The following is a 19,576-nucleotide window of genomic DNA, read 5'->3' as shown; positions in this document are numbered from 1 at the left end:
CATTCACGCGGCGGTCTCTGATGAGTTGAGGGATCGCAATGTGCTGCGGTCTGCCAATAACCCGACAGGCGATCTCGCCGAATATCTGTTTTGCAAAGCCTTTGCTGGGTACAGGAGCCCAACTCGGCCAAGGCGTTTGACGCGATAGGAGCGGGCGGCGTTCACTACCAGATCAAAGGGCGCCGCTTGCATAGACGTAACAAGTCACGTCAGCTCTCCGCCATTCGCGATCTTGATGGATTCGACGTGCTCGCCGCCGTATTATTCGATGACGCATTTTGCGTCGTGCGAGCGATCCTTATCCCTGCAAAGGTCGTGCGAGATCAATCAACCTTCGTTCCCCATACAAATAGCTACAGGTTTTTGTTACGCGATGCCTTGTGGCTTATTCCCGGCGTGATCGATGTTACAACCGATCTGCGCCGGGTTGAGGGCGGCGAGGATAATTGCCGAGCAATTTCGCTCCTGCCTCACGGCCATTTCACCACGGGCGGCATCGACGACAGGATCGAATCGACATTGCCGCCGGTCTTCAGCCCGAAAACCGTGCCGCGGTCGTAAAGCAGGTTGAACTCGACATACCGACCCCGTCGGACGAGCTGCTCGTCGCGGTCCGCCTCGCTCCAGGGCGCATTCATGTTGCGCCGGATGAGCTTCGGCACGACGGCGAGGAAGGCGCGCCCCACATCCTGCGTGAAGGCGAAGTCGGCATCCCAATTGCCGGAGTTATGATAGTCGTAGAAAATGCCGCCCATGCCGCGCGGCTCCCGCCGATGGGGAAGATAGAAATATTCGTCGCACCATTCCTTGTAGCGGCCGTAATCGGCGACAGGGTGTTTGAGGCAGGCGGACCGGAACGCGGCGTGGAAATCCAGCACGTCGGGGTCTTCCGCGCGCCGCCGCTTCGCGAGCATCGGCGTCAGGTCGGAGCCGCCGCCGAACCACCATTTCGATGTCACGATGAAGCGCGTGTTGAGGTGCACGGTCGGCACATTCGGGTTGCGCATATGCGCAATCAGGGAAATTCCCGACGCGCGAAACCGGGGATCTGCCTCGGAGCCGGGAATCGCCGCGCGAAATTCGGGTGCGAACTCGCCGTGAACGGTGGAAACATGCACGCCGACCTTCTCGAAAACGCGGCCATGCATCATCGCCATGGTTCCGCCTCCGCCATCCTCGCCGGTGTGGTCGGTGCGCCGCCAGGGCGTCTTCTCGAAGCGCCCCGGCGCCAGGCCGGCATGCGGTCCGCTTTTCAGTTCATCCTCGATCCGCTCGAACTCCGTGCAGATGTCATTACGCAGCGAAGCGAACCAGACACGCGCCTTCGACATCTCGGAGTGGAACGGATTGGAATTTTCCGAAGGCGAGGATTGCGTTTTCGGCATGTCAGATATGCGCGTTTGGCTGTGTCTCGGCATGGCGCTCCGCCGCTTGGCGTTCCGGGAAGGGATAGAATCGCCACCTTTCTACAGGAAATGCGAAAAACCGCCAGTCTGGCCAAGGGCTTCACCGAGAACCATGGCCATCGACACCGCGACATTCAACGACCGAAGACTTTCCCGCATGGGAATGCGGACCCGCAAATGCGCGCATTCGTGGACTCTCTCCGGCACGCCCGCGCTTTCGCGGCCCGCCAGAATTACGTCGTCTTCGCGAAACAACACATCGTGATAGGGCGTGGCGCCCTTCGTCGTCATAAGGACCAGCCTTCTGCCGCTCATGTTGATATCGTTTAAGAAATCTTCAAAAGAAGCATGGCGTTGCAGCCTCACCTTGTCGTAATAGTCGAGGGCTGCGCGCCGAAGCGCCCGGTCGGACAAATCGAATCCGCAAGGCTCGATGATGTCGACTGCGACGTTTAGACATGCCGCCATCCGCAAGATCGTGCCTGTATTTTGCGGAATGTCTGGTTGATATAAAGCTACACGCATCAGGAGCGGTCCCCGTGGATGGTCGAGCTAAATTGTGCCATGGACACGGAAATCGATTGCATGCATAAGAGCACGATTTTTTCGCTCCCGCAAAACGTCCTACAAGGTTGAACTTCCGATGGCCACAACATACGACGGTGATCAAGGCGACGTGTCGCGCCGTGATTTCATCTATCTCGCAACCACGGCATTCGCGGCTGTCGGAGCGGCCGCCGCGCTCTGGCCGCTGATCGATCAGATGAACCCCGACGCGTCGGCGCTCTCGCTCGCGTCGATCGACGTCGATCTGACGCCGGTTCCGGAGGGCGGTGCGATCACCGTGCTCTGGCGCGGCAAGCCGGTGTTCATCCGTCACCGCACGGCTGACGAAATCAAGAAGGCCCAGGCCGTCCAGGTTTCGGACCTCAAAGACCCCTACGCGGAGGTGCTCGGAGCGCCGTCCGATCTGCCCGCGACCGATGCAAACCGCACGAAAGCCGGCAAGGAACAGTGGCTCGTGCTGATCGGCATCTGCACCCATCTCGGCTGCGTACCGAAGGGCCAGGCCCCGGGCGACGACAGGGGCCTGTATGGCGGCTGGTTCTGCCCCTGCCACGGTTCGATGTACGACACCGCCGGGCGAATTCGCCAGGGACCGGCGCCGCGCAATCTCGACGTCCCGCCGTACCAGTTTACGACGGACACAAAGATTCTGATCGGCTAGTTCCCGCCATTCCGAGAAGGTTTTTCTGAAATGTCCCACGCTTCCACATACGAACCGAAGACCTCGGTAACACGCTGGCTAGACGAGCGGTTGCCGATCATCCGCTTCATAGCGGACTTCATGGCTTTCCCGACGCCTCGCAACCTCAACTACCTCTGGACCTTCGGCGCGATCCTCGCGTTCATGCTCGTCGCCCAGATCGTTACGGGCGTCATCCTCGCGATGCACTTCGCACCCAACACCGCGCTCGCGTTCGACTCGGTCGAAAAGATCATGCGCGACGTGAACTACGGCTGGCTGCTTCGCTATGCGCACGCGGTCGGCGCGTCGATGTTCTTCCTCGCCGTATATATCCACATCTTCCGCGGCATCTACTACGGCTCCTACAAGGCGCCGCGTGAGGTGCTGTGGATGATCGGCGTGGCGATCTTCCTCGTCATGATGGCGACGGCGTTCATGGGTTACTCGCTGATCTGGGGACAGATGAGCTTCTGGGCCGTGACCGTGATCACCAACCTGTTTTCGTCGCTCGACTCGATCTATTCGGGCCTCGGCACCACGCTTGTGCAGTGGATCTGGGGTGGTTTCTCCGTCGATAACGCGACGCTCAACCGTCTTTTCAGCTTGCACTACCTGCTTCCCTTTGTGCTCGTCGGTCTTGTCGCGCTGCACGTCTGGGCGTTGCACGTCGTCGGCTCCAACAACCCGACCGGCGTCGAGGTCAAGAACGTCGAGAAGGAAACGCTGCCCTTCTACGCGTACTTCACGACCAAGGATCTCTTCGCCCTCGCGGTGTTCGGCGTCCTCTTCGCGTACTTCATCTTCTTCACGCCGAACTATCTCGGCGACGCTGTGAACTACGTGCCCGCCAATCCGCTGCTGACGCCTCCGCACATCGTGCCGGAATGGTACTTCCTGCCTTTCTACGCGATCCTGCGCGCGGTGCCGTCCAAGCTCGGCGGCGTGATTGCGATGTTCGGCGCGATTGCCGTGCTGTTCTTCATCCCCTGGCTTGACACGTCGCGCGTGCGCTCGCTGAACTACCGGCCGATCTTCCGCTGGTTCTTCTGGGCGTTCCTGTTCTCGTGCCTTGCGCTCGGCTATCTGGGTGCTGTTCCGGTCACCGAGACGTCGACGCTGGCTTCGCAGTTCTTCACGCTTTACTACTTCGCCTTCTTCCTGATCGTCATGCCGGTGGTCGGTATCTATGAGACACCGAAACCGCAGCCGGACTCGATCGCAGACACCTTCACGCATAAATCGGACGACGGGTCTGGCCGTGGCACGCGCCCCGTGGCGGCCGAGTAGGAGACCAGACAATGACGACGATGACATCGAGCCTTGTGCGCCGCTCGCTCGGAGCGTTCGTGATCGGCTCAGTTCTCTCCGTGACGGCGGTCAGCGCGCCGGCGTCGGCCTCCGAGACGGCGGAACATTTCCAGGTTCCGCGTCTGGAATGGACCTTTGGCGGCCTCTCCGGCTATTTCGACAAGCAGCAGCTTCGCCGCGGCTTCAAGGTGTACCAGACGGTTTGCCAGAACTGTCATAATCTGGCCCACCTGTCGTACCGCAACCTCACGCAGCCGGGTGGTCCCGAACTGCCCAAGGAAGAGGTCGAGGCTTACGCCGCCCAGAAGCAGGTTGCCGATGGCTTCAACGATGCTGGCGAAGTGAACATGCGTCCGGCGAAGCTGTCCGACCTGTTCGTCGGCCCGTTCAAGAACGACAAGGAAGCTGCGGCAGCTTTGAACGGCGCGGTTCCGCCGGATCTGTCGCTGATCACGAAGGCCCGCACGGTCGAACGGGAAGTCGAGTGGTACGCTTTTCCGTTCATTATGCTTAAGGACGTCCTGACGCAGTATCAGGAGCAGGGCGCGGACTATGTGCACGCTCTCCTGAACGGATATACGGAGCCGCCGGCAACCTTCAACCTGCTGCCGGGCCTGAGCTACAACCGCGTGTTCCCCGGCCATCAGATCGGCATGCCGCAGCCGCTCACCGACGGTGCGGTGGATTACGACGACGGAACGCCTAACACCCTCGACCAGCAGGCGAAGGACGTGACCGCGTTCCTGGCGTGGGCAGCTGAGCCGACCCTGGCCGACCGCAAGAAGCTCGGCGCATGGGTGCTGGTTTATCTGATCATTCTCGCCGGTCTGCTCTACACTTCGAAGAAGCTGATCTGGCGCAACGTCAAACACTGACGCACGGCGGACAAATCGCCACGAAATCCCGGAGCGGGGGCCTGTCGGTCCCCGCTTTTTTTTGCGCTTTTTTTCAACCAGGGATGCGCGGCTGAAAGAGAGCTTTTGAGCTTAAAGAGAGTTTTGGACTTGGGAAAAAGTGTATGCCGCCAGCGGCCTGGCATCGTATTCGCGAAGGCTCAGAACTCGGGATATCGGCGGGAAGCGTGAGCCTTGGGGACGCGGCGCCTTTTTCAACCTCTCGGCATGCTATGGCGAGAGATGTCAGAGAATGCCGCCAGCAGGCATGAAACGCCAGTCAAATAGACGTCCGAACGGAGCCATGCCCCACGTCTTTTCTAAGCGCTGCATCATAAGTACAAGATGTTTTACTCGCGTCACTCTGAACATGGGTTGAGTTAGTCCAGTGTCGTGCAAGTTTTATGTGTTTTTATTGCATCGGTACACGATTGTTTGTCTGTCTGCTTGCAAGACGGGCAGTAGTCAACCACTGGCGTTTTCTCTAGTTTGTAATTTGTTGAAAAAATGAGGATTAACCAATGCTCATGCATCAAACCTCGCAGATCGAGATCGACCTTTTCGAGACGCTGCTTCGCACCGGCACCGATCGTGTGGTGGGAGAAGAAGAAGCGGTCGATGCCCTTCGCTCTTCCGTCATCGAGGGGTTCGAGAAGGCCATCGACCACGGCGTGCCGCCCATGCTGGCGCTGGCTCACATTCTCGACTGGGTTTCGGATGAAATGGCACGGGTCAAGACAGCGCCGGTGTCTGTCTCGACCTGAGTTCGCGCGGTCGCATTACTGCCGCGAGGGACGCCGGCCCAGCATGCCGCTCGCTTCGGCATAGGTAATTTGCGCGAAGATATCGAGCAGGTTCCGCTTCTGTGCGACCGTCATCGTCTCGCGATCCGCAACGACGGGGCAAAACGCGGCTGTCAGGCCATTCACGATGTCCGCTTCGGACGCATGATGAACTGCGGCCCTGACCTTCGGCAGAATCTCCCGAATTCGCAGCACCAGGTTTCCTCCCTGCGTCGTCCGAAGGAGATCGCCGGCCTCTGCCTTGGCCTTATCCATCACCACGCGCTCCTTCTCGTTCAAGGGCGGCGGGCATTGGGTGCTGCCTTCGCCCCCAGCCAGCATGATGGGAGTCGACTGCCTGATCTCGCGCACGAGGAAGCTGTCGGCGTCGGTCGGAGCGTTGTTGCCCCAGCGCGACCGGACGTAATTCGCCACCGCCGCGATGTCTCCGTCGCTCAGATATGCCGCGAAAGAAGGCATCGGACCATATTGTTGCGTAGCCGGGAGACCGGCAAGGACCGCCTTGATGATGTCCTGGGGCTGTTCGGCATTCACCGTGCCGTTCTTCGACAACGGCGGAATCCTGTCTTTGAAGCCTTCGCCGTCAAGCCCGTGGCACGACGCGCAATTGCTGACATAGATGCCCGCTGCGCCCGCGGGAACAGGCACAACCGAGCCGCCCGCGACGTCCGCGCGGGGGGGCGTCTGCTTCAGATAGGCCGCGATCGAGCGAAGATCCTCGATCTTGAGTTTTGAAAGGCTGTCGTGAACGACGGTCGCCATCGGCCCCTCGGCGATGCTGCGCATCGGCGCGACGCCCGACGCCAGATAGGAGACGAGTTGCTGTTCGCTCCACGAGCCGATACCACGCGTCATGTCGGCGGTGATGTTCGGCGCGAACCAACCCTGCACGGCCGCGCCCTGAAGCGCGTCACCCGGTATGGTCGCGCCCATCAGATTGCGTTGCGTGTGACACTGGCCGCAATGGCCGAGCCCTTCGACCAGATAGGCACCCCAATTGACCTGCTCGCTCCTGGCCGGGTCGGGCTCGAACACGCCGGGTACGAAGAAGAGACCGCGCCACACCGACAGCGTTTCACGAATATCGAAGGGAAAGGCCAGGCTGTTGGCTTCGCGCGGCGCATGCACCGGCTTCAACGACATCAGATAGGCCCGGATGGCGTTCACGTCATCGCGCCTGACCTTGGTGAACGACGTGAAGGGGAAGACCGGATAGAGATACTGTCCGTGCTTGCCGATCCCCTCGTGCAATGCCCGGTAAAACTCGTCTTCGGTCCATTCGCCGATGCCCGTGCGCTTGTCGGGCGTGATGTTCGGGGTAGTGACGCTTCCGAACGGCGTCTGGATCTGGAGACCGCCCGCGAACGGTTCGCCGCCCTGCCTGGTATGACAGGCGGCGCAGTCGCCGATGGTGGCCAGATACTTGCCTCGTTCGATGAGGCCGTCATCGGGTGCGGCTAGGCTTGCGCCGACGGCCGACAAGAAAAAGAGCGCGGCCGGCAGAGCCGTCTTGAGCGGGGCAAGGGCAATCATGAACGGCTCTCTTTTCAGAAAAAGGCTAGAAAGGCGAAGTTGTAACGGGTCATCTATACCCGTTACGTCTCGAAAGACCGTTTCGGTGCCAACCCAAATTTGCGAAAAACTATGTCTTGCGTGGACTTTGCGTTTGTGGCTCCCTCCTCCCGTTTTCCGCTCGTGCCTCAAGAAATGCCCAGACCATGACAATCACCGTGCATCTGAACGATCTGCCTCCGGGTATCGACTTTGGCGCCTCCGTCGCCATCGATACGGAAACGCTGGGCCTCAAGCCGCACCGCGACCGGCTTTGCGTCGTCCAACTCTCGGCTGGCGACGGAAACGCGCATCTCGTGCAGTTTGAGAAGGGTCGCTACGACGCGCCCAATCTGAAGGCGCTGCTCACCAACCCCGCGGTTCTCAAGATCTTCCATTTCGGACGCTTCGACGTCGCGGTGATGCAGCATTATCTCGGCGTGCAGACGAGTCCCGTCTATTGCACCAAGATCGCGGCGAAGCTCGTGCGTACCTTCACCGAGCGTCATGGGCTCAAGGATCTCTGCCGCGAACTTCTCGGCGTCGAGCTGTCGAAGCAGCAGCAGACTTCCGACTGGGGGCAGGCGAAACTCACGCCGGAGCAACTCAGCTACGCGGCATCCGACGTGCTTCACCTGCACGCCCTGAAGGAAAAGCTCGATGCGCTGCTTGTCCGGGAAGGGCGATCCGAGCTGGCGGCGGCCTGTTTCGGCTTCCTGCCTTACCGCGCCGAACTCGACCTGAAAGGCTGGCATGACGACGCGGATGTCTTCAATCACTAGAGCAATTGCGGGAAAAGCGGGAGCCGGTTTTCCGTTCGGAAACGCGATACGGCCTGACATCTGGCCGCCGCGCTTTCTTGCTCGGCGCAGCGGGGGGTGAACGATGGCGGTTGCAACCACGTCTCCCCTCGGCCGCAGTCCCGGCATGGCGCGGGGAGCGGGACGCGGTGTCGACCGCGACCGCGAATTCCGGCTCGCACGGCGACATTCGCAACGCGTGCGGGTCCTGAGGATCGCGCTGCCGCTGATGGCGATGGGCATTCTCAGCCTTTATGCGCTGCCGTCTTTCCTGCGCGTTTCGGTCGACAAGGGACGCGGCACGGCCAGCGTTCGCGCCATCGAGCTTGAGAAGGGCGCTCTCAAGATGATCGAGCCCCACGTGCGCGGCGTGAACGAGAAGAACGAATCCTACGATTTCACAGCCGACACGGCGACGCAGGCGTCGGTGAAGGCGGATGAAATGTATCTCGTGAATGTGCGCGGCCGCATGACGGGGCAGGACGGCAAGGTGACGACGCTCACCGCACCTGACGGCACCCACAACAGCAAGGCCGATCAGATCACGTTCAACAATGGCGTCACGATCCGGCGCGAGCCGGGCCTTGTGGCCGAGTTCCAGACCGCGACTGCCTTCATGAAGGAGCAGAAGGCGATCTCGAATACGCCCGTTGTCGTTCGCCTTCATGAGAGCACGATTCACGCAGATGGTGTGACGCTGTACTGGGGCGAAAGCCGCGCAATCTTCGAAGGCAACGTCCGCACGCATGTCGAGCGGCAGGAACCGGCGGCAGGCGAGGCTCAGCCGAAAACGTCGCCTCAGCAGCTGCAACCCGATGGCGGCACATGGTCGGCGGCTCCCGCAATCGGTTCGCCCGATGACGCGACGAACGGCATGGCAAGCGAAGGAGGGCTCAATCGATGATCGCGAAGAAGGCGCTCCTTGCGTTCGCAATCCTGATGGCGGCGGCGGTCCTTTCCCCGCCGTCCCACGCCCAGACTCCCGGCTCGGGTTTCCGCGGGATCGGTTCGGGTGACAATGCGAAAAAGCCTATCGACATAGAATCAGACCGCCTTGAGGTGGACGACAAGCGTCACGTTGCCATCTTCATCGGCAATGTTTCGGCGAACCAGGGCGATTACAATCTGAAAGCGCCACGCCTCGAAGTCACCTATGAACGCCAGGCGGCAGAAGCCGCGAGCGGCAAGGCACAGAAAGTGTCCGCCGCGCCGGGCGACTCGCCCGGAAAAGCTCCGAAGACGACGGACGGGGCCGCCGCCGACCCGATTTCCAGCGGCCAGATCCGCTACATCCGTGCGCTCGGCGGCCATGTCGTCGTCACGAACAAGAAGGACGAGCAGGAGGTCACGGGCGACGAGGCGCTCTACGACGTCAAGGGCCAGAAGATCACCATGACCGGCAAGGAAGTGATCCTCACCCAGAAAGCCAACGTCGTGAAGGGCAAGCAACTCAGCATCGACCTTGAAACCGGCCGTGCGACGGTAATTCCGGAGAAGGGCCGCGTTCAGGCCGTTTTCGATCAGGGGGCGGCAAAAAGCGTCCTCCCGGCCGATTCACCGCTCGGCGGCAAGAAGAAAAGGGATGCAGCCCCCGCGGAACCACAGCCACAGCCGAGATCCGGCTGGCAGCCGCAAAGCCAGTAACGTGACCGCAACCGAAGCCAAGGCGTGAGATTTTCATGGTCGTTCTCGACAAGGATCAGCCATTTCCGAGAATGGGGCAGCGTCCGCAGGCGGAGTCCGGCTGGAATGAGGGACCCCTGGTGCTCCGCGAGCGCCGTCCCGTCCCGCAGGTTCGCGAGCAACTCGTCGTGAACGGCGTAAAGAAAAGCTTCAAGAAGCGCATGGTGGTGAAGGGCGTCAGCGTCAACCTGAAGCGCGGCGAATCCGTCGGCCTTCTGGGCCCGAACGGCGCGGGCAAAACCACCGTGTTCTACATGATCACGGGGCTGATCAAGCCGGACGAAGGAAACGTGCATATCGACGGTTACGACGTGACCGCGCTTTCCATGTATCGCCGCGCAAGGCTCGGCATCGCCTACCTGCCGCAGGAGGCATCCATCTTCCGTGGACTGTCGGTCGAAGACAACATCATGGCGGTGCTGGAAGTTTCCGAGCCGAACCGGAAAGAGCGCAAGAGGCGGCTCGACGAACTCCTCGACGAGTTCAAGATCGGCCGTCTGAGAAAGTCGCCGTCCATCGCGCTGTCGGGCGGCGAGCGGCGTCGGTGCGAGATCGCGCGTGCGCTTGCGAGCAATCCGTCCTACGTTCTTCTCGACGAGCCGTTCGCGGGTATCGACCCTATCGCGATCGGCGATATCCGCCAACTCGTGACGCACCTGACCGATCGCGGCATCGGTGTTCTCATCACCGATCACAATGTGCGCGAAACTCTGGACTTAATTGACCGTGCATATATCATCTATGACGGTCGTGTTCTCACGGAGGGCACGCCCGCCGAGGTGGTCGCCAACGAGGATGTCCGACGCGTTTATCTGGGCGACATGTTTTCGCGGTAGCGGCTGAAAGGGTCTCGCTTACGCATTGGTGGTGATGTGCTCCAACTAAGGCTTGAGCAACGGCAAACCCAGAAAATTGTTATAACGCCTCAGCTTCGGCAGGCGATCAAGCTTCTGCAATTCTCAGCCATCGAACTTCAGTCCTATATCGAAAACGAGATCCGCGATAATCCTCTGCTCGCCGCCGAGGAGCGCGCGGATGGAGAAGCGCCGCCGCCGAACGGTGATGCCGCGTCCGGCTCGGATGCGGATGTTCCGGCCTTCGATGCGCGCGATGCCGCCCCCGCCGTCGAAGCCGTTGCCGAAACCGACTGGGAGCCGGAAACCCCCGGCGATCGCGCCTATGAGGGTGCCCCGTCCGCCGCTTCACCGGAGGCGGAATGGCTTTCGACCAGCGGGAAGACCGGTTCTCCGAGCGAGGATTACGATCCCTTCGCCACGCTCTCCCAGGCGGAGTCGCTCACCGATCATCTGAATGAACAGGCCCAACTCGCATTTCCTGACCCGCAGGATCGGTTCATCGCCCGCTACCTCATCGACCTTGTCGATGCAGACGGCTATATCCGCTCTCCGCTCGAAGACGCGGCCGAGCTTCTTTCGCTGCCGCTCGATGATATCGAGCGGGTGCTGGGTGTGCTGCAAACCTTCGATCCGGTGGGTGTATGCGCGCGCGATCTCGCGGAGTGCCTCGCCATCCAGCTTCGCGAGAAGGATCGCTGCGATCCCTACATGGAGCGGCTTCTCGCCCATCTCGATCTCATTGCCGCCTGCGACATGCAGAAGCTCAGGCGCGTCTGCGGCGTCGACGCGGACGACCTGCGTGAGATGCTGCAGGAGCTGCGCGCGCTGACCCCCAAGCCCGGCGCGGCTTTCGAGCATGCCGAGATCGAGACCCTGGTGCCGGACGTCATCGTGCGGCGCGGCCCCGATGGCGAATGGCGGGCCGAACTGAACCCGTCGGCGGCGCCGTCGCTCGCCGTCGACCGCGCCTATTATGCAAGCCTCAAGAACCGATGTCGGTCCGATAGCGAGCGCAACTACCTCTCAGACCGTCTCTCTTCCGCGAACTGGCTCGTAAAGAGCCTCGAACAAAGGCTTTCGACCATCCTCAAGGTCGCCACGGCGATGGTGGAGGAGCAGTCTGCATTCTTCGATCACGGCGTGCGGCATCTGAAGCCGCTCAACCTGCGCCAGATCGCGGCGAAGATCGGCATGCACGAATCGACCGTGAGCCGCGTCACATCCAACAAGGCGATCCAGACGCCGCGCGGCATCTTCGAGATGAAGTATTTCTTCACGTCGGCCATCGCCTCGGCGAGCGCGTCGAGCGAGGCTCATTCCTCGGAAGCGGTTCGCGACCGCATCAAGGAACTCATCCTGAACGAGTCGCCCGAGGAGATCCTGTCCGATGACCGGATCGTGACCATGCTCAAGGCCGACGGCATCGACATCGCGCGCCGTACGGTGGCAAAGTATCGCGATGCGTTGCGCATTCCTTCGTCCGCTGCGCGCCGGAGGCTGAAGCGCGCGAACGCCGCGTAGGCCTCACTGGCGGGCACGCAGAAAAGACAGGCGGGAGCCGTAATTTGACCGCTGAACCCGGCGCCTGGAGCGTCAGCGTCTATGACCGCATCCGCGATATCCCGGCAGCGGCGTGGGACGCATGTGCCAACCCGCAGGGCCTTCCATTCAATCCGTTTATCGCGCACGCCTTTCTGTCGGCGCTCGAAGAAAGCGGCTCGGCCACCGCGGAAAAGGGTTGGGCTCCCCGCCATCTCGCGCTGACGGACGAGAGGGGCGAGGTGGCGGCGGTGATGCCGTGCTACGCAAAATCGCATTCCTATGGCGAATTCGTCTTCGATTACCCCTTTGCGGAGGCTTACGAGCGCGCGGGCGGCCGCTATTATCCGAAGCTTCAGACGGCGGTGCCGTTCACGCCGGTCACGGGACGGCGGCTTCTGGTGCGGCCTGGCGTCGATGCGGAGCAGGCTCGCGCGCTCCTCTCGTCCGCCGCCGTCGAGCTGGTGAAGGCGAGCGATGCGTCGTCCTGGCATGTCACCTTTGCATCGAGGGACGAGTGGGCGTCGCTCGGCGGGTTCGGTCTGTTGCAGCGCACCGACACGCAATATCACTGGCACAACCGGGATTATACGAGCTTCGACGACTTCCTCGCGTCGCTCGCCTCTCGAAAACGAAAGGCCGTGCGCAAGGAGCGCGAGCAGGCCCGCGCGAGCGGGATCGCGTTTGAATGGCTCACCGGAAGCGCCATCAAGGAGGCGCACTGGGATGCGTTCTTCGCGTTCTACATGGATACCGGCAGTCGCAAATGGGGGCGCCCCTATCTGACGCGCGCCTTCTTCAGCCTCATCGGCGAGGCAATGGCCGACCGCATCCTCCTTGTCATGGCGATGCGCCACGGTGAGCCGATCGCGGGCGCGCTGAATTTCATCGGCGGAGACACGCTCTATGGCCGCTATTGGGGATGCCTCGAAAGCCATACATTTTTGCATTTCGAGGCCTGTTATTATCAAGCCATCGACTTCGCCATCGCTCGCAAGCTCGCGCATGTGGAAGCGGGCGCGCAAGGCGAGCACAAGCTCGCGCGGGGCTATGCGCCGGAAACGACCTACAGTCTGCATTACTTCGCGAGCCCCGGTCTGGCCCGGGCCGCCAAGCGTTTTCTCGAACAGGAACGCGAAGCCGTGGCGCAGGAGCAAGAGGCGCTGAGCGAGGCGCTTCCCTACAGGCGGTGCGAGTAGACGCCTGAGATGCTGAGCGGTGACGGCGCTCTTCCGGCGCAGCTGCGGCGGGCCTTCCGCCCGCCGCCGAATTATGGCTTGTCGCCCGTCAGAACTGCTCGTCGGCCATATCCATCATGGGCTTGCAGCCACCGGTCAGGATGCGGAAGCGGCCTTCCACCTCGGGCAGCACCTTCGCCGCGAAGAAACGCGCGGTCTTGAGCTTGCCGTCGTAGATTTCGGGCGCTGCCTCGCCGCCTTCCTTCAACTTCGCCTGCGCCACGCGAGCCGTCTTCAGCCAGATCCAGCCGATGGTGACGAGCGCGAAGATGCGCAGATAGTCGGTCGCGGCTCCGCCCGCCTCGTCCGGGTTGGCGAAGGCGTGCTGCGCGAGCCAGGCGGTCGCCTGCTGGAGCTTCGCGAAGGCCTCTTCGAGCGCGGCCGCGATATCGGCGATGTCGTGATCGGTGAGCGTTTCTTCGATCTCGGCCTGAATCATGGCGAAGAAAGCGCGCACCGCCGCGCCGCCGTTCTGCGGCAGCTTGCGTCCGACGAGATCGAGCGCCTGCACGCCATTTGCGCCCTCGTAAAGCATGGTGATGCGCGCATCGCGGACGAACTGCTCCATGCCATGCTCGCGGATGTAGCCGTGGCCGCCGAACATCTGCTGCATCTTGATCGCCGTTTCCACCGACATGTCGGTGAAATAGGCCTTGATGACGGGCGTCAGCAGCGCGACGAGATCGTTCGACTGCTGGCGCACGGCGGCGTCGGCGTGATGCGCCGCCCGGTCGATGCCGAGTCCGATCAGCACCGCGAGCGCGCGCGCGCCCTCGGTGAATGCCTTCGCTTCGAGCAGATTCTTGCGTACGTCCGGGTGCACGATCAGAGGATCGGCGGGCCTCTCCGGTGCCTTGGCGCCGGTGAGCGAGCGGCCCTGCAGGCGCTCCTTCGTGTAGATCACCGCGTTCTGACGGGCGATTTCGGCGATGCCGAGGCCCTGAATGCCGACGCCGAGGCGGGCCGCGTTCATCATCGTGAACATCGCGCGCATGCCCTGATTGGGCTGTGCCACGAGCCAACCCACTGCGCCGTCGAAGTTCATGACGCAGGTCGCGGAGGCCTTGATGCCCATCTTGTGCTCGACCGCACCACAGGAAACGGCATTGCGTTCCCCCGGTTCGCCTGCTTCGTTCGGCAGGAATTTCGGTACGACGAACAGCGAGATGCCCTTGGACCCCGCGGGCGCATCGGGCAGCTTCGCGAGGACAAGGTGGATGATGTTGTTCGTGAGATCGTGCTCGCCCGAGGTAATGAAGATCTTCGTGCCGGTGATGCGGAATGAACCATCTTCGCAAGGGATGGCGCGTGTCCTGATGAGGCCGAGATCGGTTCCGCAATGCGGCTCGGTGAGGCACATCGTCCCGGACCATTCGCCCGACACCATCTTCGGCAGATAGCGCGCCTTGATGTTTTCGGACGCATGAGCCGCGAGGGCCGAATAGGCGCCAGCGGTCAACCCGGGATAGGGACCGAAGGCGAGGTTCGCGGAGCAGATGAATTCCTCGATGGCGAAGCCGACCGTGTGCGGCAGCCCCTGGCCGCCGTGTTCGGGTGACGCGGTCATCGACGGCCAGCCGCCTTCGACATATTTTTCATAGGCTTCCTTGAAGCCCTTCGGCGTGCGCACGGTGCCGTTCTCGAAAGCGCAGCCTTCCGCGTCACCGCTCTGGTTCAGCGGATGAAGGACCTCCTCGCAGAATTTTGCCGCTTCATCGAGCACGCTGGCGATGACGTCCGGCGTCGCATCCTCGAATCCGGGCATAGCCGAAAGTTCGCGCGCGTCCCAAAGCTCGGTGAGGATGAACCGGTAATCGTCGAGCGGCGCCTTGTAGCTGGTCATCGTATTCCCTCCCTCGGTCATTTTCAGCGCTGGTCCGCCGCTAGACGCCGACCGTCGCGCTCCTGCAAGCGTTAAGTAGTTTACGTATACGTCAATGGCAAGCAAAACGCGATCCCCCCGAAAGGCGCATAGCATTGGCTTTTGTCACAGACCTTTGTCTTCAGCGGTGCTTGTGTGGAAACCCTCGCAGACGCAACAGCTTGCGAATGCGTTCGGGATTTGGGGAGAAAAACGCCTCGCTCCTACTTTGGGAGGGGCGCGCTTCTAACCACATCACCTGGTTATAAATGATTGTGAAGCCTTGAAGTCTGACAGCAGAATCGCCGAGTTCTAAAAAAGAAGACGAGTTGCTTGCCTTATTCAAACCGGCGAATAGCGCGATCAAACTCATAAAGGGTAGGGGTGGACGTAATGCGTACAGAGAGAAGCCTGATAGCCAATATCAATAATAGGCTCGCGCCGCCGATGGAAAAGAAGATTGAACTAGTGCCCTCTCCCCCAAGGCCTAAATTCACGACGTCGATGGAAAAGAAGATCGAACATCTCTGGCTCGATTCCGAGCGGCGAGGCTGGCAATTCAATGAATTTGCCGTCGTCGTGCTGGAGGTTCTCACGGTCCTTCACCATCGCAAGGGGCTTGAAGACAGAAGCGCCCAGACGCAAGACGATCTCAAGACGCAAGTCGGGTGATCGCCTTATTCTCCGCCGGGCGGCCGGGGCGCTGACTAGGCTGCTCTTGACGTAGGCCGTCTGGCGTCCTTTATTGATGGATCGTGGTGATTTGGCCGGCCGGCTTGCAGCCACGTTAAAAAACTCGCTAAAAGGCCGTGGCTCGCCCCGGTCCCCGCGCGTTAACACGGTCGGCCGTCCGTCGAGAGGGTTGGGGCCGTTTCGCCAATGAGCAGGTTGCTTGTTACCGGCAGCGAGTACCGGACGATACCGTTAGCGTGCCAGCTATTCCAGAGCAGCGAGCCACTGCCGCTCGATTGCGGGCGCTCGCTCGAAACCTTTCAGATTGCGTACCAGACCTATGGCGAACTTAACGCGGACAAGACGAACGCGGTTCTCGTCTGCCACGCGCTGACGGGCGACCAGCATGTCGCCGACCGGCACCCGATCACGGGAAAGCCCGGCTGGTGGGAGACGCTCGTCGGTCCCGGCAAGCCGGTGGACACGAAGCGCTATTTCGTCATCTGCTCGAACGTCATCGGCGGATGCATGGGATCGACGGGGCCGGCATCGATCAACCCGGCGACCGGCAAACCGTGGGGACTGGATTTTCCCGTCATCACAATCGACGACATGGTTCGCGCGCAATCGCGGCTAATCGAACATCTGGAAATCCCGGACCTTTTCTGCGTCATCGGCGGCTCGATGGGCGGCATGCAGGCGCTCGAATGGTGCGCCAGCTACGGCGACCGTGTCTTTTCCGCAATGCCGATCGCGACCGCCGCGCGCCAATCCTCGCAGAACATCGCGTTCAACGAGGTCGGCCGCCAGGCCGTCATGGCCGATCCGGAATGGCGCGCCGGGCGCTATCTAGAGGAAGGCACAACTCCTGCGAAGGGGCTTGCGGTGGCACGCATGGCCGCGCATATCACCTACCTCTCCGATGAAGCGCTGCACCGGAAGTTCGGCCGCAACCTGCAGAACCGGCAGAAGATCACCTTCGGTTTCGACGCCGATTTTCAGGTGGAAAGCTATCTCCGCCATCAGGGCATCAGCTTCGTGGATCGCTTCGACGCCAACAGCTACCTCTACATCACGCGCGCGATGGATTATTTCGACCTCGCTGCGGATTTCGGGGGAGTCCTCGCGAACAGCTTCACCGGGACGAAGGCGCGCTTCTGCCTCGTGTCGTTCACAAGCGACTGGCTCTATCCGACGCGCGAAAGCCGCGCCATCGTGCAGGCGCTGAATGCGGTCGCGGCCAATGTCAGCTTCGTGGAGATCGACACCGACAAGGGCCATGACGCGTTCCTCCTGCACGAGCCCGAACTGTTCGCCACTGTCCGCGGCTTCCTCGAGTCGGCTGGCGCGAAGCGCGGGCTCACGGCGGCGGAGGAGGGGATCTCCGGGGAGGGCATCTGATGACGGCCTATCAGGACCGCGCGACTTTTGCGTCAGCGCAGACGGCGCAGCACCGCATAGACCTTCTGTTGATCGCGGGAATGGTCGAGGATGGCGCGCGCGTGCTCGATGTCGGCTGCGGCACGGGCGAGCTTTTGAAGCTTCTCGAAGAAAAGAAGAAGGTCGACGGGCGCGGCATCGAGCTTTCGCAGTCCGGTGTGAATTTCTGCGTCGCAAAAGGCCTGTCCGTGATTCAGGGCGACGCAGACCACGACCTCGTGAACTATCCCGATTGGGCGTTCGATTACGCGATCCTGTCGCAGACGCTTCAGGCCACGACGCGCCCGAAGGAGGTTCTTCAGGAATTGCTGCGCATCGCACGCCATGTCATCGTCTCGTTCCCGAATTTCGGACACTGGCGCATTCGCTCACAGATCCTGTTCAAGGGGCGCATGCCCATGACGTGGAACCTGCCGGAGCCTTGGTATCAGACGCAGAACATTCACTTCTGCACCATCGCCGACTTCCGCGAGCTTTGCGTCGTCGTGGGCGCGAAGATCGAGCGCTCCTTCGCGCTGTCGCCGCACGGGCGCCCGCTCGGCAGCCGCGTGCCGCCCTTTCTGCACAACATCGTCGCGCAGCAGGCCGTGTTTCTGCTGACGGCGGACGAGAAACCGCCGACGGATTGAAGGCCGTTCAGCGGACAAAGAAAAAGCCGCGGGTGTCGCTTCCCGCGGCTTCGTGAGACAGGCTGTCACACAGCCCGTTGCGCCATCAATGGCGCAACGCTACGGCGCATCAGGCATTCGCAGGAGGCTGCCCCAACGACGCCGGGACACGCACAAGCTGCTGCTCCAGCGCTGAAATCCCACTCGACATCGGATCACCTCCTTTCGTTGCATTGCTCATACGTTCAGGGTGTCATCGAACATTTCCGATGTAAAGGGAAAGAAGAGCGGTCTGCATCAGAAAATTGTGTTCCATCTCGCGCGGCGCGGCCGGTGCTGTCCGCCTAAGTAACGAACCGGGCTTGGCAAAGGAAACCGCTCTTGCGCGTCTTGCCCGACAGGCATAGTTTGCGTGCGCATTCCCGCATCTCTGGAGAAAGACAATGGCCTTCCTGTCCGACGCGCTCGCTCGCGTTAAGCCCTCGCCCACCATCGCCGTCTCGTCCAAGGCGCGCGAGCTGAAAGCGGCGGGCAAGGACGTGATAAGCCTCGGCGCGGGCGAGCCCGATTTCGACACGCCGGACAACATCAAGGAAGCCGCCATCAAGGCCATCCGCGAAGGCAAGACGAAGTACACGAACGTCGACGGCATCCCCGAACTGAAGCAGGCGATCGCGGCGAAGTTCAAGCGCGAGAACAACCTCGACTACAAGCCAAGCCAGATCATGGTGGCGCCCGGCGGCAAGAAGGTCATCTTCAACGCCATGATGGCGACGCTGAACCCCGGCGACGAGGTGGTGATCCCGGCGCCATACTGGGTGTCGTATCCCGATATCGTGCTGCTCGCCGGCGGCACCTGCGTATTCGCGGAAGCGGGTATCGGCACGAAGTTCAAGCTGTCGCCCGAGACCCTCGAAGCGGCCATCACGCCGAAGACGAAGTGGCTTATCTTCAACCACCCGTCGAACCCGACGGGCGCGGCCTACACGCGCGACGAGCTGAAGGCGCTGACCGACGTGCTGCTGCGCCATCCGCATGTGTGGGTGCTGTCGGACGACATGTATGAACACCTCGTTTATGACGGCTTCAAGTTCACGACGCCCGCCGAGATCGAGCCTGCGCTCTACGACCGCACGCTCACCGTGAACGGCGTTTCGAAGGCGTATGCGATGACAGGCTGGCGTATCGGCTACTGCGGCGGCCCGGAGGCGCTCATCAAGGCGATGACGACGCTCCAGTCGCAGACGACCTCGAACCCGACGAGCATTTCGCAATGGGCGAGCGTCGAGGCGCTGAACGGCACGCAGGATTTCCTGCCCGCGCGCGCGGAGAGCTTCAAGCAGCGGCGCGACCTCATCGTGTCGATGCTGAACGACGCCGACGGCATCGATTGCCCGACGCCCGAAGGCGCGTTCTATGTCTATCCATCCTGCGCGGGCCTCATCGGCAAGAAGACGCCCGGCGGCAAGGTGCTGGAGAACGACGAGGACGTGGTGACGGCGCTGCTCGAAGACGAAGGCGTGGCGGTCGTCCACGGCGCCGCGTTCGGGCTGTCGCCGTATTTCCGCATCTCCTATGCGACGTCCGCGAAGGAGCTTGAGGAAGCGGGCCGCCGCATTCAACGCTTCTGCGCAAGCCTGAAATAGCGCCTCGGCGTATAGTTAGCCT

The 19,576-nt window shown here is 61.6% G+C and carries 18 protein-coding genes and 1 riboswitch; of the genes, 14 read left to right on the top strand and 4 right to left on the bottom strand.

Annotation, left to right across the window (positions count from 1 at the left end):
- Positions 1–470 precede the first annotated feature (470 nt).
- Entirely contained in the window at positions 471–1,385 is a 915-nt protein-coding gene (gene hemF / locus EK416_RS09685; RefSeq protein WP_181952136.1) for an oxygen-dependent coproporphyrinogen oxidase, read from the bottom strand.
- An 81-nt stretch (positions 1,386–1,466) separates the two neighbouring features.
- On the bottom strand, positions 1,467–1,874 hold the full coding sequence (locus tag EK416_RS09680) for a tRNA (cytidine(34)-2'-O)-methyltransferase (protein ID WP_425376115.1): 408 nt from the start codon (positions 1,872–1,874) through the stop codon (positions 1,467–1,469).
- Positions 1,875–2,049: 175 nt separating this feature from the next.
- On the opposite strand from EK416_RS09680, the gene petA reads away from it, so the two are divergent.
- The 4 genes from petA (at position 2,050) to EK416_RS09660 (ending at position 5,620) form a co-directional block, all read left to right on the top strand.
- Positions 2,050–2,634, top strand: a complete 585-nt coding sequence (gene petA, locus EK416_RS09675; protein WP_127077299.1) for a ubiquinol-cytochrome c reductase iron-sulfur subunit — start codon at positions 2,050–2,052, stop codon at positions 2,632–2,634.
- A gap of 30 nt (positions 2,635–2,664) precedes the next feature.
- Complete coding sequence (locus tag EK416_RS09670; protein ID WP_127077298.1) at positions 2,665–3,942, top strand: cytochrome b; 1,278 nt, start codon at positions 2,665–2,667, stop codon at positions 3,940–3,942.
- 11 nt (positions 3,943–3,953) lie between these two features.
- Positions 3,954–4,838: a cytochrome c1 gene (locus EK416_RS09665; RefSeq protein ID WP_127077297.1), complete on the top strand. Its 885-nt coding sequence runs from the start codon at positions 3,954–3,956 to the stop codon at positions 4,836–4,838.
- Positions 4,839–5,377: 539 nt separating this feature from the next.
- Complete coding sequence (locus tag EK416_RS09660) at positions 5,378–5,620, top strand: hypothetical protein (protein WP_127077296.1); 243 nt, start codon at positions 5,378–5,380, stop codon at positions 5,618–5,620.
- A 15-nt stretch (positions 5,621–5,635) separates the two neighbouring features.
- On the opposite strand, the gene EK416_RS09655 is transcribed toward EK416_RS09660, so the two are convergent.
- Positions 5,636–7,192, bottom strand: coding sequence for a c-type cytochrome (locus EK416_RS09655; RefSeq protein WP_127077295.1), 1,557 nt, complete (start codon positions 7,190–7,192; stop codon positions 5,636–5,638).
- 185 nt (positions 7,193–7,377) lie between these two features.
- Between EK416_RS09655 and EK416_RS09650 the strand changes: the two genes are divergently transcribed.
- The 6 genes from EK416_RS09650 to EK416_RS09625 all read left to right on the top strand — a co-directional run bounded on the left by EK416_RS09650 (position 7,378) and on the right by EK416_RS09625 (position 13,288).
- Entirely contained in the window at positions 7,378–7,992 is a 615-nt protein-coding gene (locus EK416_RS09650) for a ribonuclease D (RefSeq protein ID WP_127077294.1), read from the top strand.
- Between the two features lie 103 nt (positions 7,993–8,095).
- Positions 8,096–8,914 carry an LPS export ABC transporter periplasmic protein LptC gene (gene lptC / locus EK416_RS09645; RefSeq protein WP_127077293.1) on the top strand — a complete coding sequence of 273 codons (819 nt, stop codon included), beginning with the start codon at positions 8,096–8,098 and terminating at the stop codon, positions 8,912–8,914.
- Positions 8,911–9,654, top strand: a complete 744-nt coding sequence (locus EK416_RS09640) for an LptA/OstA family protein (RefSeq protein ID WP_127077292.1) — start codon at positions 8,911–8,913, stop codon at positions 9,652–9,654. The genes lptC and EK416_RS09640 overlap by 4 nt, the downstream gene beginning before the upstream one ends.
- Before the next feature lie 35 nt (positions 9,655–9,689).
- Positions 9,690–10,529: an LPS export ABC transporter ATP-binding protein gene (lptB, locus tag EK416_RS09635; RefSeq protein WP_127077291.1), complete on the top strand. Its 840-nt coding sequence runs from the start codon at positions 9,690–9,692 to the stop codon at positions 10,527–10,529.
- 36 nt (positions 10,530–10,565) lie between these two features.
- On the top strand, positions 10,566–12,071 hold the full coding sequence (rpoN, locus tag EK416_RS09630) for an RNA polymerase factor sigma-54 (protein WP_127077290.1): 1,506 nt from the start codon (positions 10,566–10,568) through the stop codon (positions 12,069–12,071).
- A 44-nt stretch (positions 12,072–12,115) separates the two neighbouring features.
- Positions 12,116–13,288, top strand: coding sequence for a GNAT family N-acetyltransferase (locus EK416_RS09625; RefSeq protein WP_127077289.1), 1,173 nt, complete (start codon positions 12,116–12,118; stop codon positions 13,286–13,288).
- Positions 13,289–13,376: 88 nt separating this feature from the next.
- On the opposite strand, the gene EK416_RS09620 is transcribed toward EK416_RS09625, so the two are convergent.
- Complete coding sequence (locus EK416_RS09620) at positions 13,377–15,170, bottom strand: acyl-CoA dehydrogenase C-terminal domain-containing protein (protein WP_127077288.1); 1,794 nt, start codon at positions 15,168–15,170, stop codon at positions 13,377–13,379.
- Positions 15,171–15,692: 522 nt separating this feature from the next.
- Here EK416_RS09620 and EK416_RS17745 point away from each other — a divergent pair.
- From EK416_RS17745 to EK416_RS09605, 4 genes are all read left to right on the top strand, one after another.
- Positions 15,693–15,860 carry a hypothetical protein gene (locus tag EK416_RS17745; protein ID WP_164729959.1) on the top strand — a complete coding sequence of 56 codons (168 nt, stop codon included), beginning with the start codon at positions 15,693–15,695 and terminating at the stop codon, positions 15,858–15,860.
- 73 nt (positions 15,861–15,933) lie between these two features.
- Positions 15,934–16,011, top strand: a riboswitch (SAM riboswitch).
- A gap of 56 nt (positions 16,012–16,067) precedes the next feature.
- Entirely contained in the window at positions 16,068–17,261 is a 1,194-nt protein-coding gene (gene metX, locus EK416_RS09615; protein ID WP_127077287.1) for a homoserine O-acetyltransferase MetX, read from the top strand.
- Positions 17,261–17,929, top strand: coding sequence for a methionine biosynthesis protein MetW (gene metW, locus EK416_RS09610; protein ID WP_127077286.1), 669 nt, complete (start codon positions 17,261–17,263; stop codon positions 17,927–17,929). The genes metX and metW overlap by 1 nt, the downstream gene beginning before the upstream one ends.
- A gap of 422 nt (positions 17,930–18,351) precedes the next feature.
- Positions 18,352–19,554 carry a pyridoxal phosphate-dependent aminotransferase gene (locus tag EK416_RS09605; protein WP_127077285.1) on the top strand — a complete coding sequence of 401 codons (1,203 nt, stop codon included), beginning with the start codon at positions 18,352–18,354 and terminating at the stop codon, positions 19,552–19,554.
- Positions 19,555–19,576: the final 22 nt, after the last annotated feature.

The organism is Rhodomicrobium lacus (assembly GCF_003992725.1).
Classification (GTDB): domain Bacteria; phylum Pseudomonadota; class Alphaproteobacteria; order Rhizobiales; family Rhodomicrobiaceae; genus Rhodomicrobium; species Rhodomicrobium lacus.
This window is presented reverse-complemented; position numbering and strand designations above follow the sequence as displayed.

Bases quoted from the DNA above. Each gene is read 5' to 3' on its own strand.
- EK416_RS09620 (WP_127077288.1), bottom strand. From the start codon at position 15,170: ATGACCAGCTACAAGGCGCCGCTCGACGATTACCGGTTCATCCTCACC.
- EK416_RS09650 (WP_127077294.1), top strand. From the start codon at position 7,378: ATGACAATCACCGTGCATCTGAACGATCTGCCTCCGGGTATCGACTTT.
- EK416_RS09655 (WP_127077295.1), bottom strand. From the start codon at position 7,192: ATGATTGCCCTTGCCCCGCTCAAGACGGCTCTGCCGGCCGCGCTCTTT.
- petA (WP_127077299.1), top strand. From the start codon at position 2,050: ATGGCCACAACATACGACGGTGATCAAGGCGACGTGTCGCGCCGTGAT.
- lptC (WP_127077293.1), top strand. From the start codon at position 8,096: ATGGCGGTTGCAACCACGTCTCCCCTCGGCCGCAGTCCCGGCATGGCG.
- EK416_RS17745 (WP_164729959.1), top strand. From the start codon at position 15,693: ATGGAAAAGAAGATCGAACATCTCTGGCTCGATTCCGAGCGGCGAGGC.
- EK416_RS09605 (WP_127077285.1), top strand. From the start codon at position 18,352: ATGGCCTTCCTGTCCGACGCGCTCGCTCGCGTTAAGCCCTCGCCCACC.
- metW (WP_127077286.1), top strand. From the start codon at position 17,261: ATGACGGCCTATCAGGACCGCGCGACTTTTGCGTCAGCGCAGACGGCG.
- EK416_RS09670 (WP_127077298.1), top strand. From the start codon at position 2,665: ATGTCCCACGCTTCCACATACGAACCGAAGACCTCGGTAACACGCTGG.
- lptB (WP_127077291.1), top strand. From the start codon at position 9,690: ATGGTCGTTCTCGACAAGGATCAGCCATTTCCGAGAATGGGGCAGCGT.
- EK416_RS09660 (WP_127077296.1), top strand. From the start codon at position 5,378: ATGCTCATGCATCAAACCTCGCAGATCGAGATCGACCTTTTCGAGACG.
- EK416_RS09640 (WP_127077292.1), top strand. From the start codon at position 8,911: ATGATCGCGAAGAAGGCGCTCCTTGCGTTCGCAATCCTGATGGCGGCG.
- EK416_RS09680 (WP_425376115.1), bottom strand. From the start codon at position 1,874: ATGGCGGCATGTCTAAACGTCGCAGTCGACATCATCGAGCCTTGCGGA.
- EK416_RS09665 (WP_127077297.1), top strand. From the start codon at position 3,954: ATGACGACGATGACATCGAGCCTTGTGCGCCGCTCGCTCGGAGCGTTC.
- metX (WP_127077287.1), top strand. From the start codon at position 16,068: ATGAGCAGGTTGCTTGTTACCGGCAGCGAGTACCGGACGATACCGTTA.
- hemF (WP_181952136.1), bottom strand. From the start codon at position 1,385: ATGCCGAAAACGCAATCCTCGCCTTCGGAAAATTCCAATCCGTTCCAC.